This is a genomic window from Phyllobacterium myrsinacearum (assembly GCF_002980555.1).
Taxonomy (GTDB): Bacteria; Pseudomonadota; Alphaproteobacteria; order Rhizobiales; family Rhizobiaceae; genus Phyllobacterium; species Phyllobacterium myrsinacearum.
On record NZ_PVBT01000002.1, the window covers coordinates 97649 to 113203 of the forward strand.

General features: G+C 53.8%; 15 protein-coding genes. 8 read left to right on the top strand and 7 right to left on the bottom strand.

Annotated features, from left to right (window positions below; genetic code table 11):
• Window positions 1–43: 43 nt before the first annotated feature.
• Both C5750_RS07395 and C5750_RS07400 read right to left on the bottom strand, forming a co-directional pair.
• Window positions 44–1405, bottom strand: coding sequence for a sensor histidine kinase (locus tag C5750_RS07395; RefSeq protein WP_105733244.1), 1362 nt, complete (start codon window positions 1403–1405; stop codon window positions 44–46).
• Window positions 1405–2076 carry a response regulator gene (locus C5750_RS07400; protein ID WP_105733245.1) on the bottom strand — a complete coding sequence of 224 codons (672 nt, stop codon included), beginning with the start codon at window positions 2074–2076 and terminating at the stop codon, window positions 1405–1407. The genes C5750_RS07395 and C5750_RS07400 overlap by 1 nt, the downstream gene beginning before the upstream one ends.
• A gap of 388 nt (window positions 2077–2464) precedes the next feature.
• On the opposite strand from C5750_RS07400, the gene C5750_RS07405 reads away from it, so the two are divergent.
• Window positions 2465–3265, top strand: coding sequence for a substrate-binding domain-containing protein (locus tag C5750_RS07405; RefSeq protein ID WP_105733246.1), 801 nt, complete (start codon window positions 2465–2467; stop codon window positions 3263–3265).
• A gap of 300 nt (window positions 3266–3565) precedes the next feature.
• Here the strand turns inward: C5750_RS07405 and C5750_RS07410 are convergent, their stop codons facing one another.
• Complete coding sequence (locus tag C5750_RS07410; RefSeq protein WP_245421026.1) at window positions 3566–4102, bottom strand: DUF305 domain-containing protein; 537 nt, start codon at window positions 4100–4102, stop codon at window positions 3566–3568.
• A 396-nt stretch (window positions 4103–4498) separates the two neighbouring features.
• Between C5750_RS07410 and C5750_RS07415 the strand changes: the two genes are divergently transcribed.
• The 5 genes from C5750_RS07415 to C5750_RS07435 all read left to right on the top strand — a co-directional run bounded on the left by C5750_RS07415 (window position 4499) and on the right by C5750_RS07435 (window position 8065).
• A complete protein-coding gene (locus C5750_RS07415; protein ID WP_245421027.1) occupies window positions 4499–5026 on the top strand; it encodes a copper chaperone PCu(A)C in 528 nt (175 codons plus the stop codon).
• A 188-nt stretch (window positions 5027–5214) separates the two neighbouring features.
• The gene (locus tag C5750_RS07420; RefSeq protein WP_105733247.1) at window positions 5215–5802 is read left to right on the top strand and encodes an SCO family protein; all 588 of its coding nucleotides are present in this window, start codon (window positions 5215–5217) and stop codon (window positions 5800–5802) included.
• Window positions 5803–6056: 254 nt separating this feature from the next.
• Window positions 6057–6866: an SDR family NAD(P)-dependent oxidoreductase gene (locus C5750_RS07425; protein ID WP_105733248.1), complete on the top strand. Its 810-nt coding sequence runs from the start codon at window positions 6057–6059 to the stop codon at window positions 6864–6866.
• 74 nt (window positions 6867–6940) lie between these two features.
• Window positions 6941–7162, top strand: a complete 222-nt coding sequence (locus C5750_RS07430) for a YbhB/YbcL family Raf kinase inhibitor-like protein (protein WP_105733249.1) — start codon at window positions 6941–6943, stop codon at window positions 7160–7162.
• A 231-nt stretch (window positions 7163–7393) separates the two neighbouring features.
• Window positions 7394–8065: a helix-turn-helix domain-containing protein gene (locus C5750_RS07435; protein WP_130502090.1), complete on the top strand. Its 672-nt coding sequence runs from the start codon at window positions 7394–7396 to the stop codon at window positions 8063–8065.
• Window positions 8066–8378: 313 nt separating this feature from the next.
• Here the strand turns inward: C5750_RS07435 and C5750_RS07440 are convergent, their stop codons facing one another.
• On the bottom strand, window positions 8379–9047 hold the full coding sequence (locus C5750_RS07440; protein ID WP_105733251.1) for a TetR/AcrR family transcriptional regulator C-terminal domain-containing protein: 669 nt from the start codon (window positions 9045–9047) through the stop codon (window positions 8379–8381).
• 51 nt (window positions 9048–9098) lie between these two features.
• On the opposite strand from C5750_RS07440, the gene C5750_RS07445 reads away from it, so the two are divergent.
• The gene (locus C5750_RS07445) at window positions 9099–10574 is read left to right on the top strand and encodes an FAD-dependent monooxygenase (protein WP_105733252.1); all 1476 of its coding nucleotides are present in this window, start codon (window positions 9099–9101) and stop codon (window positions 10572–10574) included.
• Window positions 10575–10636: 62 nt separating this feature from the next.
• The gene (locus tag C5750_RS07450) at window positions 10637–11041 is read left to right on the top strand and encodes a RidA family protein (RefSeq protein WP_105733253.1); all 405 of its coding nucleotides are present in this window, start codon (window positions 10637–10639) and stop codon (window positions 11039–11041) included.
• Between the two features lie 26 nt (window positions 11042–11067).
• Here C5750_RS07450 and C5750_RS07455 read toward each other — a convergent pair whose 3' ends face one another.
• From C5750_RS07455 to C5750_RS07465, 3 genes are all read right to left on the bottom strand, one after another.
• Window positions 11068–13077, bottom strand: a complete 2010-nt coding sequence (locus tag C5750_RS07455; protein ID WP_199538025.1) for a TonB-dependent siderophore receptor — start codon at window positions 13075–13077, stop codon at window positions 11068–11070.
• 321 nt (window positions 13078–13398) lie between these two features.
• A complete protein-coding gene (locus tag C5750_RS07460) occupies window positions 13399–14211 on the bottom strand; it encodes a DJ-1/PfpI family protein (RefSeq protein WP_105733255.1) in 813 nt (270 codons plus the stop codon).
• Window positions 14212–14636: 425 nt separating this feature from the next.
• Window positions 14637–15524, bottom strand: a complete 888-nt coding sequence (locus C5750_RS07465; protein WP_105733256.1) for an alpha/beta hydrolase — start codon at window positions 15522–15524, stop codon at window positions 14637–14639.
• Window positions 15525–15555: the final 31 nt, after the last annotated feature.

The following is a 15555-nucleotide window of genomic DNA, read 5'->3' on the forward strand; positions in this document are numbered from 1 at the left end:
CAAACAGGAAATGAGCCATTCCATTTTGAAGACGGCTTTGTCGTCATAAAGTCTTGGTGGAAAACAGCAAGCGAATGGTTGCCCCACCTCCTGCCGTGTCGTCCAGTGCAATTGACCCGCCGTGAACGGCCATCACCTGTGCGACAATGGCCAATCCCAGGCCTGTTCCGTCGTGGCTGCTTCTGGAGCCGCGAACGAACGGTCGCAGGACAGAATTTCGGTCCTGTGGAGGAATGCCTGGGCCATGATCAACAACCGTAACTTGTGCTGGATAGCCCACGTTGACAGTTACAAGATTAGTGCCGGTTGCATGCTGGACCGAATTCAGGAGAAGATTGGATACTGCCGTATAGATCGCGTCCTCGGACCCATATACGAAGAGTGGCGCTGAGGGCGCGTTCAAACTTAGGTTTACGCCCCTGCTCAACGCTATTGGAGCGTGGTCGGTTACAACCGCACGCGCGACAGCGACCAAATTAACAGCTGTAAAGGCAAGCGACTGATTGGACAGGCGGGCAAGCTGGAGCATCGTTGTGACGATGGAAGCCAGGCGGGATGTATCGCGAATGAGGCCGCGTCGCAAATTCTCATCCTGGATTCGCTCGAGTTTGAGCCGCATTCTGGTGAGAGGTGTGCGCAATTCATGAGCAACATTGGACAGAAAATTACGTTGAGAGTCAAAAGCGGTATCAATGCGCCGCAATGCCGTATTGAATGCGGTAACCATTGGCATGAGCTCTATTGGAGTAGAATCGCACGGCAATTGACGACCGTTTGGTAAACCGTCGATTTCCTCTGCGGATCTGACAACACGGCGGACCGGCGCTGCAATGGTTGCACGCACGATGAGAACCGCAGCCGTTGTGGTCGCGCCCAGAATCAGCGTTAGGAGTTGATAAACCCCTCCGGAGCGGGCAGCCAATAATGCCACCCAGATCGCCTGGGGCGTGGAAAGCGAGATCCCGCCAACTTCGACAACTGTTCCCTCCCTTCCCGATACAGCGATCCGCACACCCATAAATTGCTGCCCGCCATCGGAATAAAGCGATTCGGAATAAACGGTTGTATCAGTTGTTTTCTGATCCATCCCCTGGCGAACCGGTCCGTAAGAAATCCTGTGCGTTGCATCACTGATGATATACCAGAACGAGGGTTGGTCCTTGACCATCCGCATCAAAGTTGATGACTGAATCTCATCAGGGAACTTCAGTTCCCCTGGACCATTACGTTCTATGGTCTCGCGCAGTAGTTTTGCAAATTCGTATGGTCCAACACGCATCCGATCCTCGACTTGCGTGGTGACAAGCAGCGCCAGCGTCAGGATCGTGCTTAAAGCCATGACGACGGTCATGCCGACGACCAATAGAACGGCTGCCGGAAACGCTATGGAGCGACGGTTGAACATCAGGGTGTTGTCAGCACGTAGCCAACACCGCGAATGGTGCGTATCAGCGCGTTGCAGCCTGCCTCGCGAAGTCTGCGGCGCAGCCGCGACACATGTGAATCGATCACATTCGATTCAATTTCGTCGTCGATAGAATACACTGATGCCTCCAGCGCTTCTCTTTGCACGACGCGGCCCGCCCGTCGAACCAGCGCCTCCAATATTGCAAGTTCACGGCGAGGAACCTCAAGGGGCTCTTCGTTGACAACAACCGATCGATGATGAAGGTTAAAACAAAGGTTGCCGATCTGGTCCGTTCCATTGCGATCCAGATTATACCTGCGCAGAACAGCGCGCGCCCGGGCAACAAGCTCGGTTGGCTCAAATGGCTTTCCAATGTATTCGTCAGCACCGCGATCAAGAGCTGCTATGATATCTCTGTGATCATCCAGGGCAGTCAGGAAAAGAGTTGCCGGTTGTGATCGAGACGCTTTTAGAGCCGACAAAAGTGTCAGGCCATCGCCGTCTGGCAAACATCGATCAATAACCACCAAGTCGAATTGGTGGGTGGACAAGGCAGCCTCGGCTTCACCAATTGTAGAAAATACATCTGTCGGTCCAATGGCGTTGGCCAGGGTATCTTTCAACCAATCAGCCAATTCGCTATCGTCTTCCACAATTAGAACGCGCATGGATCCTCCCGGAAGCAATTGTACATTGGGATAATTTTCAAAGAGAACAATCCGTATCGAACAACAACACCCCATAGTCAGATGAATGTTTTGCACTTGTATTGAACCAGCCATTCATCAAGGGATGTGACGAGTTCCATCTAAAGGATGAGCTGTACCTTCAAATCCGGTCTTATGATTCACGTTTCAATATTACAGCAGTGTTACGCAGTTCGGCCGGAGTCAATCAACCGCTTCTCTTGATCAAGTCAATTTTATCCCGCACGCCCGGACCATGGGCATAAATCCCCTCAGTCACGGTCGTGTGATGGCCGTCACGGAATATTCCAAGACCTCCAGTGTCTAACCAGGGCGTATGGTACGCAACTCAAACTTCTGGAGAAACTAGATGCTTAGGAAATCCCTGCTGACTGTCGTTCTCTTGTTGGCTGCCCCAACTGCGTTCGCCGAAGGTTCTCAGCTTTACGATCCGTCGATCAAGCACATGCCCAAGGATGGTATCGTTAAACTGTATGGGGCTGGCGGGCCTGATACGGCGTTTCGCAAAGTCGCCGACGTCTGGCAACAGAAAACCGGGCAGAAAGTCGAGATTATCGCCGGGCCGGAAAAAACCTGGTCGCTCAAGGCACAGGCGGATGCGGATATTCTTTGGGGCACGTCTGAACAGTCGATGACGGCATTCCTTGAGACTTATAAGACATTCTCTTCGGATCAGGTTAATCCAATTTATATTCGTCCAACAATCATCGCCGTGAAAAAGGGAAATCCAAAGGGTATCAGCGGCTTTGAAGATCTCTTGGCTCCCGGAATAAAGATCGTCGTGACTGAAGGCGCTGGCGTAGACAATACCTCTGGCACCGGCACGTGGGAAGATGTAGCGGGCCGTCTGGGGCGGTTGAGTGACATTGAGGCTTTCCGCAAGAATATCGTGTCCTTCGCCAAGGGGTCGGGTGCGAGCTACAAGGCGTTTCTGTCTCAAGATGCAGACGCTTGGATCACTTGGCCAAACTGGCCGGTTACCAAGTCCGCTGATCTGGAAAAAGTTGCACTGGCTCTCGAACGCACAGTCTGGCGCGACGTCAACGTAGCCCAGTCGCCTGATGCTGATCCAGCTGCGCAAGCATTTCTCGACTATCTACTCACCGAAGAGGCGCAAAAGATTATGAGCACCGAAGGTTGGCTGCGCTAAGCATCTTTGCGCTGTCATTCCAACCCGCACCTCCCTATAGGGATAAAATACAAAAAGCCGTGCGATAATACCGGGGATGGCCCACTCGATAATGTGGGGCGCGTGGCAGCGCCCCAAATTCGCTCAATCCATGCAATCACAGCGAGGGATCAGATCGAGCTTTTCTGCTTATTCGCATCTGCCATCCCCAAGTGGGTTCAATAGCGGTGGATATCGTGCGCCTGCCCTGGTGATCGATATCATTCCCTGGAAATACAGCCGATTATCCTGTGCAGGGCGACAACCTTTGTCCCGCGAAATCTAGTATTTGCCGACCTGTGTTGGTGCCGGCACTGAGGGTGGAAGCTGCTCACCAATGGCTAGTCGCATTGCTGCTATTTCTTGCTGTTGATCGACAATAATTTCCTGGGCAATGCGCTTCAATTGTTCATTGCTGCCGAACCGAAGATAGTTTTGGGCCATGTCGATCGCGCCCCGATGATGCGGTGTCATCATTTCAACGAAATCATGATCGAGCGCCCCCGTTGGAGATACGACCATGTCATACATCATTCTTTCCATAGAGTTGTTCATCGCGACCAAGTAAGCTGTCTCATCGCCAAATTTTTCTATTCCCAAATTGCAAACCGACATCAGGTTCGACACGAGCTGTCGAAATTGCGAGGGTGATTTCATCTCGGCGGATGGTGCAAATGTACTTATGGATACAAACGTCACTGCTGCGCCAAGTAGCGCGCAGAAGAGATAGGCTGTGGATGTCTTCAGAAGCTTCATGCTGTTGAATCGGCAACGGATACCGATCTCCCCTTGATGTGTTTTGTCATATTCGACGGTCAATTCTCCGCCAGTTCAAGGCGATGTGCCGGCGGGATTTCCAAATGCTCTCAGCCTGGGCATTGCGCCCTGACGAGAAGGTAACAGAAAATCGAAGCGCCGTTCATAGAACTGCATTGTTTGTACAGCAAACAGCATTTCGGATCGTCTCATATATAGACAATGATCAAGGTGATTTTATTCCACGTCAGCCGATTCTATTTTGATTTTTTTGTTTCTGGTTCTTGTGGCGACCGCCATCCGCATTGCCCGTCGCCATGACGCAGCGGGTCAAATCTGATCTGCGATGGCTCTTATTCTTTCACGATGGGAATAAAGCGCGTCCCCCGTTTGTCTACCCAGTCACGAACGGTGCAACTGCAACACCGCAGAACCGGAACAAGCAAAGGAGGCACGTGAATGCGAGCCCACAAAATCTTTTGGCCAACGACAAAAACTGGCTTGATCGCGGAAAAACTGGTGTCGCTTCTCATTCTGGCGGCCTCCATTGTTTTTAGTCTCATGACGGCCGCAACGGCCGCAGAGATCACTGTCGGCGATCTGAAATTGTCTGACTCCTGCATTCGGGCAATGTTGCCTGGCGCCCAGGTCGCGGGAGGGTATCTGACCATCACGAATATTGGCAAGGCAGACGACAGATTGTTTGCAATCAGCTCGGAAAGATCCAAAAAGGCCGAGATTCATGAAATGGCAATGGACCATGACGTTATGGTCATGCGTGAGCTGCCAAAGGGGCTGGCAATCCCCGCGGGCGAAAGCGTCAAACTAACCCCTGGCGGTTATCACCTCATGCTCATGGATGTTGCGGAACCCCTCAAGGAAGGGCAGGTCAGCAAACTCACTCTGAAGTTTGAAAAGGCAGGACCGGTCACCATTGACGTCCTGGTTGGCCCGGCGGCGGGCCCTTGTCTCAGTCAGGCGTCTTGAGGCGGGGCATGCAAAAGCAGTTGCTTCTGCGAAGTCTTGGGGGCGATTGACGGTTTGTGACAAAGAGGAGCCGGCAACATCAATGCTATCGGCTTCGCCATCGCTCTCTTTCCTGCAGCATTGCGATCAATCAAAGCTCCAGCTGGCCTGCTGGTTAACTGACATTACGTTCTGGATTAGATATTATAATGAAGCTGACAGCTAAACAGATATTCTTCGTCACGTTGATATGCGCGGCGCTTGGATTCGCGGCATGGACTTTTCTGGCAGCAGGCACCAAAACCAATTCCAGACATGGCGCGCCTTTCAATCTTGTTGATGATCTGGGAGCGCCGATCACAGATCGGGCGCTACAGAGCCACCCCTCTCTCGTCTTTTTCGGTTACACTCATTGCCCGGAAGTATGCCCGACGACCCTGTATGAAATGGCGGGCTGGTTCAAGGCGCTTGGTCCTGCAGCAGATGGACTGAAGGCGTATTTCTTCACAGTGGATCCTGAACGAGATACTCCCGAGATAATCCACGGGTACACATCCAATTTCACGGATCGTGTGACCGGGATCACTGGCGATCCGGCAGAAGTACAAAAAGTAATAAAGGAATGGCAGATATTTGTTAGAAAGGTACCAACAGCAGATGGCGACTATACGATCGACCATACAGCCTCTGTATTCATGTTGGATGATCAGGGAAGGCTCAAGGGTACGATAGCCTATGGCGAAGAGGTGAATTCTGCACTGGCAAAGATTCAGACACTCTTGAAGTCCGCCGGTTGATTTTATCTGCACTCGCTTATGACATGCGTGCCAGAATGTCGGACCTGTACAGCAGTCATCCTGCAGAAGCAGCACGATCGGTCACACTCCTTTCGAATATTCATTTGCGTTGTTTCCGGGTTGGAAATCAACAGAGAGTGCTCGATTGGCGGTATCAGCACCAAGATTGAACGTTTCGGCGTTATATAGTGCCTATTTCAGTTCTATAGTGATCCCGCCAGTATAACTCAGAATTTCACAGGAGCGGGTCGGTCATGACTGCACAACGAACCATACTCATCACCGGCGCAACGGACGGCTTGGGACGATGCATTGCGGAGACGCTCGCATCGCCCGACGTGCTTCTGCTCGTTCACGGGCGTAACCTTGCTCGTGGACGTGCGGTCACCCAAGCCGTGGAAATGGCGGGCGGATCCGCAATCTTCTATGAGGCGAACTTCGCATCGCTCTGCGCCGTTCGCCAGATGGCTGAAGCGATTGCTGCCGCACATCCTCAGCTTGATGTGATCATTAACAATGCCGGAAACGGCGACCCACAGCGGCGTTTGAGCGAGGATGGCCATGAACTGCACTTTGCTGTCAACTATCTCGCACATTTTCTGCTGACCCAGATTTTGAGACCGTGCCTGGGGAGAGAGAATTATTCGCGGGTAATCAACGTGGCTTCCGCGTCTCAGAGACCGATCGACTTCGACGATGTGATGCTTGAGCGATGCTATGACGGGTATCGCGCCTATGCTCAAAGCAAACTGGCGAATGTCATGCACTGCTTTGATCTGGCGAAAGAGTTCCAGGGATCGAACGTTACGAGCGCATGCCTTCATCCAGGTACATACATGGACACTCATATGGTTCGAGCTGCTGGCGTCCAGCCAATGACTTCAGTCCATGTGGGGGCGGAAGCCGTTATCGCACTCGTTAACAACCCGTGCGATGCAATTTCCGGGCGATATTTCAATGGCAAACGCGAAGCGCAAGCAAATGCCCAGGCGTATGATATCGATGCGCGGCAGAGACTTCGGCAGCTCAGCATGGACCTTACAGGACGAGTGGGTCAATCCTGAAAGCAGGCGCACCGGTACTCGAACGGTGTACCGAAACGGGCATTGCGCCGGGGGCCGGCAACGACGCGACCAAGTTGCCGATTGGAGCGTTCCAGACCCTTAACGATGCCAGCGCCCGGGGCTATGCCGGAATCTGGCCGCCTGCCGGCGAGACGTACGATTATGTCATCACGGTCAAAGCCATTGGCGTAGAGCAACTGCCAGTTGCTGCCAATGCCACTGGTGCAATGGTCGGGTTCGTGAGCAATATGAACGGACTGGCTGTCGCGACAATGACCGCAAAGGGCAGCAACTGACCTATTCCCGGTGCCGCACAGCCGGCTGCGTGGCACTACCAACGAGGGCATCCATTGGATCACGTTATCACGATAAGGCCGGGTGTTGGGACGGCGGCCAGAATTGTACAAAGCCGGCACTTGCGGTTCAGCCGTGTGACCACGACGAGCCCGGTGCTGATTGTTGTCAAATTTGGCCGAAAGGAGCTTCGTGCCCCCGGGTTCCAGTGCGTGTTGGGGCCAGGTGATGCTGTGGCAATCAGTCAGGATCAGGTGTTCGACATCGTCAACATGCCCGGCCCTGACGGTCAATACCAAGCCGATTGGCTGGTGTGGGACCCGGTACTCATATCCGGATTTGTTTCGGACAATGCAAATAGTACAATCATTGACATTGCGCAGGATTTGAAGCAGGTCCCTGACGAGTTCTCCCATTCTTTCGCTGTCGCTCTGGATGCTGTGCGTCAACCCGACAACATTCCTCACGCCATTGCCGTCCATCGGCTGAACGAAGTCCTTGTCTGGATCGATAGCTTCGGAGGCCGGTTTGGCCAACGTCAGTCTTCCCGAACAAGCGCATTGGTTCGGCGTCTCATATTATCCTCGCCTGATGCCAACTGGACGGCCTCGGCTATCGTTTCCACAATCGCGATGAGCGAAGCCACGTTGCGCCGCCGCTTGGCCGAGGAAGGCATGGCGCTCAGCGAGCTAATTGCCGACGTGCGCATGTTGTGCGCCATGCAACTGCTGCAATCGACGCATTTGCCGATCTCACGCATAGCACTCGATGTAGGCTACGAGTCCGCCTCACGGTTCGCCATACGCTTTCGTCGACGGTTCGGCTTTGCTCCCAGCGCGATTAGAGGGCACCAACGAAGGGGCAACGAACATCCCAAAACTGCTCTGTCCGAACCAGGCATTTGACGGGGCCCAAGCTTATCGCGGTTGGGTGGCGGGAAGAGCCGGGCCCCGGCCGGATCGATATGGTCTCATACCTTTCTGACATTCCAATAGGTGGCAAGCGAACATTACAACTGTCTTACCGTCTTTCTCAGATAAACAATGTCGTGTGCAAAGATGTGAATGGATCAATTGCCCGCACAACCAAACCGTCATCGCGCATTGATTGTGGTACTACAATACTATCCGGCCTTATCCAGTTTGCTTGGTGTTTCCGGGCCTAGATTTTGACGCATCGCCGCTGAAGCGCTCTTCGCTGGACGCATGATCCGTGCCGTCAAACCTCATTCAACATCGCTTTAAAACCGTTAAGGTGAGTGGCAAGGCCGAAATCGAAACGTTTGTCGAAATCGATGTTCAGAATGGCCTCAAGACTACGATCAATTGCGGGATATCCTTTGGCCATGAGATCCCTGAACTCGCGACGCACTTGCATCTGGCTGTTCTCTGAAACAGCATCGCCGTAGCGTTGCGCAAAGGCTTGCTCTTCGAGCACGAATCCCAACACGTAATAGAGTAAATTGAAGGTCGAATGGGTCGCCGCAGTTTCATCGAAACCCGATTTCAGAAATGCGGCAAGCAGCGTATCTGAGAGCTTCAGAACACCGGGTGTGACGGCATAAGAGCCTGCGAAAACTTTTGCCCCATCTCTGTATTGCAACAGCGCATTCCTGAAGCGGCGGCCGACCTCCAGTACGACGGTATTCAATTCGCTATCCGCCGCAATGACATCCATGGCCGGTTGAACGATTGCATCCGCCATTGCATCCAGAAGCGCCTGCTTGGAGGGAAAGTAGTAGTAGAGGGACGGGGCTTGCACATTGATCGCATTTCCCAACGCCCGCATCGTCAATTTATCTATTCCAACTTCATTGAGAAGCCGGAGTGCTGCTTTCAGCGCAATTTCTCGATCAAATCTCAAATCCATCTCCTTCTTGACATCCAAATTCTATCATCGTAAGAAAATTCTAACAACGTTAGAAATGAGATTTCGGCAATGTCTGATACATATGATGTGGTGATCGTCGGGGGTGGGCCATCGGGCCTCTGGCTGGCAGCTGAATTGAAGCTGGCGGGCATTGCAGTCTGCGTCTTGGAGCGGCGCCAAGAACATGTCACCCAGTCGCGATCACTGACGATTCACGGTCGCACACTTGAAGTGTTGGCATTGCGCGGGCTCGCCGACCGCTTTCTTGCCAAGGGGCGTCCGATTCCCAATTGGCATTTCGCCGGACTGCCAACACGCCTCGATTTTTCAATTTTTGAAGCCCGCTACCCCTTTATGCTCTTCATCCCGCAAACTCAGACTGAAGCACTGCTGGAAGCTCGTGCGCGTGAACTCGGGGTGGAAATCCGTCGCGGCTTCCTGGTAGAGAAGGTTGCACAGGGTGATCGGTCGGTGCGCGTCGAAGGGGCAGGATCAGAAGGCTGGTTTTCCCTTGAGGCAAGTTATGTCGTCGGCGCCGACGGTGCACGCAGCGTGGTGCGGCGGGAGGCGGGGATCCCATACTCGGGAATCTATCCAACCAAATCGATCATGATGGCCGATGCCCGCGTAGATATTCCGGCCGGTCAACCGACATTTTCGGCAGAATGCCCAAACGGCGGCCTCACAATCCTTCCCCTTGGCAATGGTGCGCAACGTGTTATCTGCCTGGATACCGAGCGGAGCCATGTGCATCCGCACGAACCTCTGAGCGAAGACGAGCTTCGGCAGTCCTTGATCCGCATAGTTGGCAGTGATCTCAACCTACGTGATGCAACATGGTTGACCCGGTTCTCCGACGAGACGCGCCTTGCCGACGCATATCGGCAGGGACGGATTTTCCTTGTGGGTGATGCGGCCCACATCCATGCGCCGATGGGTGGCCAAGGTCTCAATGTCGGATTGCAGGACGCCATGAATCTCGGCTGGAAGCTTGCGGCGGTGTTAAAGGGCGACGCCCCTGCCGCGCTCCTTGCAACCTATGAAGCCGAACGTCGCCCAGTCGGCAAACGGCTCTTCAACAACACATTGGCGCAATCGGCACTCGCGTCGCTTTTCGATCCAGCCGGCCGCGCTCTGCGCGAAATTGTTTCGGAGTTTCTAGGGCATTCCTCCCTTAACCACGAACTTGCGGGGGAAATATCCGGGTTCGGCCTCCATTATCCGACCCCCTTGCTTGAGGACAACTCCGATAGGCAATCGGCTGGCCTGATAGGGCAACGCGTCCCCGACTGCGACCTCACTGGTCCTGATGGGACCATCACGACAATTTACCATGGTTTGGAAAGCGGACATTGGTTGCACCTGTCATTGCAGCAAGGCGCGCGTGTCGATGCGCCTGACTGGCTCGCTCCCAGCGCAATAAAGAGCCTAACGGGTGTACCCGCTGCAATGCAAATGCCATTGTTCCAGGGCTTGGCTGCCATGCTTGTCCGGCCTGACGGATATTTGGCTGCAAGCTCTGCGTTGGCTGTCGATGGGGTCTGATGATCTGAGGACTGCACCAAAGCCGCGACCTAGCTAGATCGAACGGGAATCGAGACCTTACAATGACGAAAATCTACCATCACGTTCCTGATGCCGCGCCGTCGCCCAAAAGCGCCAGATACAGCCATGCCGTCGAGGCGTGCGGCTTTCTCTACGTGACGGGCCAGTTGCCCGTCGATCCCGATGCACCTGATTTACCTCTCGCTGAAGGTATCGTCGCGCAAACCGAAATGAGTTTCCTCAATCTTGAGAAAATTCTGAAGGGATGTCGCTATGATTTTTCCGATACGATTTTCGTGCGTATCTATCTTGCGGACTTCAACAGGGACTACACCGCGTTCAACAGTGTCTATCATCGCTACTTCAATGACGACACGCGGATGCCAGGGCGAACGACGGTCGGTGTCGCGGCGCTTGGACGGGGAGCACTGGTCGAGATCGACATGGTTCTCCATCGCGGCGGTTGATCCGTGGTCGCTGGCAAATCATCATCTCAAAATCGTTGCGAGACGGTAAGATAGAACGAGCGGCCCTGAGCTGCTGCAACGCCCCCAATGAGATAGGTGTATGGAAGGTAGTATTTCTCATCGGTAAGATTCTTGACGGCGAGATTGGCCGAGAAACCGTTATGCTTATATCGGATAGCGGCGTCAGCGGTGACATAGCTCTCCGTACGGTAGGTATTTGCCAGATCGACAGGCGCACCGGAAGCCGCATGCAGGCCAGCCCCAGTGCTCCAGCCTTTGAGAACGTCATCGCCGAACGTGTAGTCAACCCAAAGCCCGCCCGAATGCCGTGGCACATTGTTGAGCTTGTTGCCACTTTGAGCCCCGCCAGGAATATCCTTTGTCAACTCGGCATCTACATAGGCGTAGTTCGCCATGACTTTCCAATGGTCGTCGGGCTGCCAAGTCAGCTCCGTATCAAAGCCGCGGGAGCGTTGCTGTCCGATCGCCAAGTTCGTTAGTCCGTAAGGATCGCTCGGATCGGGGACAGGAACATTCGATCTTTCAATCTGAAACACTGCAGCGCTGCCTGACAGTCCGTAGTCGAGATCGAATTTGAATCCGGCCTCATATTGCTTCGATGTTTCCGGTGCTGCGGTGCCCGAGTAGAAGTAGAAAGGATTTCCTCTCATGCCTTCGCTATAAGAGGCAAAGGCTGACAATTGATCGGTCAGATCGAACACCGCGCCGATCCGAGGCAGGAGTTTTGTTTTGCCGGTGTAATCGCTACGAAGTTTGATCGATGACGATTGATCGATTTCAAGTCGGGCAATGCGCACGCCAGCTAGAAGATGAAGCCGGTCTGCTGCCGTTGACTGCAGCTGTGCATAGGCTCCCAGCGTGCGATAGACGTTGTCGGCATCGCTTGTCTCTTCGAATGGCCTTGCAAAGGGCGGCCACATGTCGGGGGCATCAAGATTGATCGTGCCGATTGGACCACTAAAGAACACATTGTTCGTCTCGGATATCCGGCTGTAGTCAGCACCCAGCAGGAGATTGTTTTCGAAGACACCGGAAGAAAACTTGGCCTGGAGGTGTGACGATATCGAGAATTCCTTTCGATCCTCTTCAATATTGGTGTTGTGGAGCGACCATGATGACCCACCGGCATCAGGCGTATTGCTTATGATAAGCTGCGATAACTGACTATAGGAACTTTGGCCGTAACGAAGTTTCGTACTGGACGACCAGGTATCGTTGAACTCATGCTCCAAAGTTGCGGTGATGCTCTTCGTCTCGGAATGGCTATCTGGAACATTCGGATCTCCGATAAAAAGATCTCGGTCAACTCGGAATGGACCGGCAATTGTTCCCCAAGCTGGCAGGCCTTGATATTCGGGCTGTTCCCAGCGAGAAATACGGCCTTGCAGTGTGAATGTCGTATCGGCGTTGTTCGTCAGGGTCAGGGTAGGATTGATAGAATATCGTTTCGTGTCGATAACGTCGATCTCCGAGCCCGACCTGACATAGGTTCCCGTTCCACGAAACAAAACGGTACCCTCGTTGTTTAAGGGCTGGTTAATGTCGAAATAGGGGGCGTAGTAGCCCTCGCTCCCAACGGTACCTCCGATCTCAAAAAAGCGATCAGCGGTCGGCAGTTTGGAAATGACATTAATGACTCCACCGAGAGGCGTTCCGCTTCCGCCACCGTAGAGAATGGAATTGGGGCCTTTTAAGACTTCGATCCTCTCGACATCGGCAAAGGAATTTGGATCGCCGCTGGTCAGGTATGTCGCCATTCCATCCAGATATTGTTCGGCGATAAACCCTCGTATGTAATTTGAATTGTAAACCGGCGTCTGTAGTGCACTCTGGCCGACCGTTCCGCTGACATTCTTCAATGCGTCCCCAATGGAGGTGACGCCCTGATCATCCAAAATGTTACGGGGAACGACCTCGATTGATTGCGGAACCTGCCGTAGAGGTGTCTCGGTCAGGGTTGCGCTGGTTGCGGTCAGCGCTCTGTATCCGTCAACATCTCCAGCCGTCGTGGTCACGACCCGGTCGCCTTTTGATCCCTGGATAACGATTGGTTCAAGTTCTATAACAGGCCCCTCCTGCGAGAATGCGGGGCCTGTGAGAGAAGTGCTTATCGCGAGCACAAACTTCCAATGTCTCATTTTCGTTTTCCGTGAGATAAAAGGGTGTTTGGGCTTGCCTTTCAAACACCCGGTCGAGACCGAACTCATTACCCGAGATCAGTTGCTCAAAATCGACTGTTGTTAGGCAGGCCATTTATGCAAAACGGCAAGGCAATCTCAAACAAGTCCCTGTCCGCGCGAAAACACGCGTGAGAGCGATGCCGTTTGCAAATGAGTCTAATACTTCGCCGCCGCTGAGAGTGCCTTGGCCTTCTTCGAAAAGTCGGACACCAGGTCGATCATGGCGGTCTTGACCTCCGCAGGGGCAGTCTTCATCGAACCCGCATTGAACGGCGGCGCCGGATCATATTCGCTCATGAGCTGGCAACATTCGGCATAGGTCTGGTCGCGCAGTTCGGCCACCATAGAGAGACCAAAATCGAGGCCAGCGGTCACGCCGGCCCCCGTAATCCTATTCCTATCGCGCACAACGCGAGCGTCGGTTGGTATCGCGCCAAACCCGGCCAAGGCATCCCGGCAGGACCAGTGCGAAGTTGCCTTGTAACCTTTCAGCAATCCTGCAGCTCCTAAGATCAGCGAACCGGAGCAAACGCTTGTAATGTATTTAGCCCTCGCTCCCCGATCGGCCATGAAGGCAAGCGTCTCGGGATCGGCCGCCGCGGTCAAGGTGCCGTCCGTGCCCCCCGGTGCGAATAGCACTGTAAGATCAGTGGGGCAGGTCTGAAAGGTGGCAGTCGGCAGGATGGTTACTCCTGCGTCGCTCGTCACGGGATCAAGCGACTTGGCAACCAGATCGATCTTTACCCCCATCAGCGCGCCGAACATGCAGTGCGGCCCAATCAGGTCCATTACGGTCATACCTGGGTAAATCAGCATCGCGATCTGCTCGCTCCCCATCCAAGGCACTTTGCTCATATCCCGGCTCGTGTTGGACGTCCCATGTTCAGGAGCTTGCGCAGCTGCGGCAAGAGAGACAAACGGAGCCGCGAGTGCAAGCAAGGTAACGGTCCGGCGGTCGATATTGATCATAGTCTTATCCTTGGTTATATGGGGCGGGCGTGCCTTAAACCGGGCGCAACTTGGAGCGGGATGCTGTGTTTGCTTTCGCCTTTGCGCCGGTGGCAAGCGTAGGTCAAAGGGACTTGCTCAATCTACGCATCTGCAAATCCTCGTTTTGTGTCAGAATGCACTGCAGATTTTGTTGGGTCGCTCACGCATATCACGTCGTGGGAGGGATCAGGCGCCGACGCGACGGAGGGCAGATGACGGCAGTGTTCCAGCGAGAAGAAGCACTCGTTCACCATTGAGATATCGATGGGACATGTCTTTCATACTCCGATCAGATTGTGCGCATTCTAATGGTTAGACAAACCAGACGCCGCGTTATTCCGTTGTCTGTGATTTTTCATAAGCGCGTAGGCCGGATGTGTCGCAAAATGGTGCCTGGCCGAACCTCATTTGAAATGCTCGCGCAGAAAGTCGAGGGTGCCGTCGATCAATACAGAAACGGTTTTGCCGTCCTTCTCTACATCGAATCCATGATCAACAGGACGTTGCCATAAGACATGTGTTCCGGGGTGATAGGAGAGTAGAGCTTCGGCTGATACGGGTTGCGGAAAGACGAGGTCATCCTTCGTACCCACCATTACCAGCAGGGGGCCATTATACCGGGAAATCTCGGCTGCCGGAACAATGCGATACAAACTTTCAAAGAATGTCCTTTTCAGGTTCAAGCTCTTCCCGTTTGGAAGCGCTATCTCGACCGGGTTATCGCCTCCGGAAAGACCTTTGCGTACTTGGTCCAGCCCAACCAGTGCAGCGAACGCAGCTGGCAGATTAATGCCGGGATTCCAGAGAACAACAGATCTAAGATCCTCGCCGCGTTGCGCCGCAACGGCAGACGCGACGACTCCCCCAAGACTCATGCCAAGAACAGAAATCCGCTTGCTATCCACATGCGGGCTCGAGCTGAGGAACGTCAACGCAGCGATTGCGTCCTGTATCTCTGTGTTGACGGTCATGTCTTCGAACTTTCCTTCGCTGCTCGCGCTGCCCCGAAAATCTATGCGCAGCGAGGCAACGCCCCCTCTTGCGAGCGTCTCGGCGGCCTGCCCGAAGAGCCCCTTTGGGACGTATGGCGAGGTCCACTCGTTTCGGGTTCCCCCGAAACCGTGGAGCATTAGCACGACGGGGGGAGCCTTGATGCCATCCGGCAGCGCCAGTGTACCATGCACAACTTGGCCGTCGACCTTGAAGCTCACGTCCTTTTCATCAGCCAATGCTGGCTGGGAGACCAGGGCTACCAACGATGCAAGGAATGCGATGATGATTGTATTTGGCATAGATTTTTCCTTATCCTGTGGCGCTTATCGC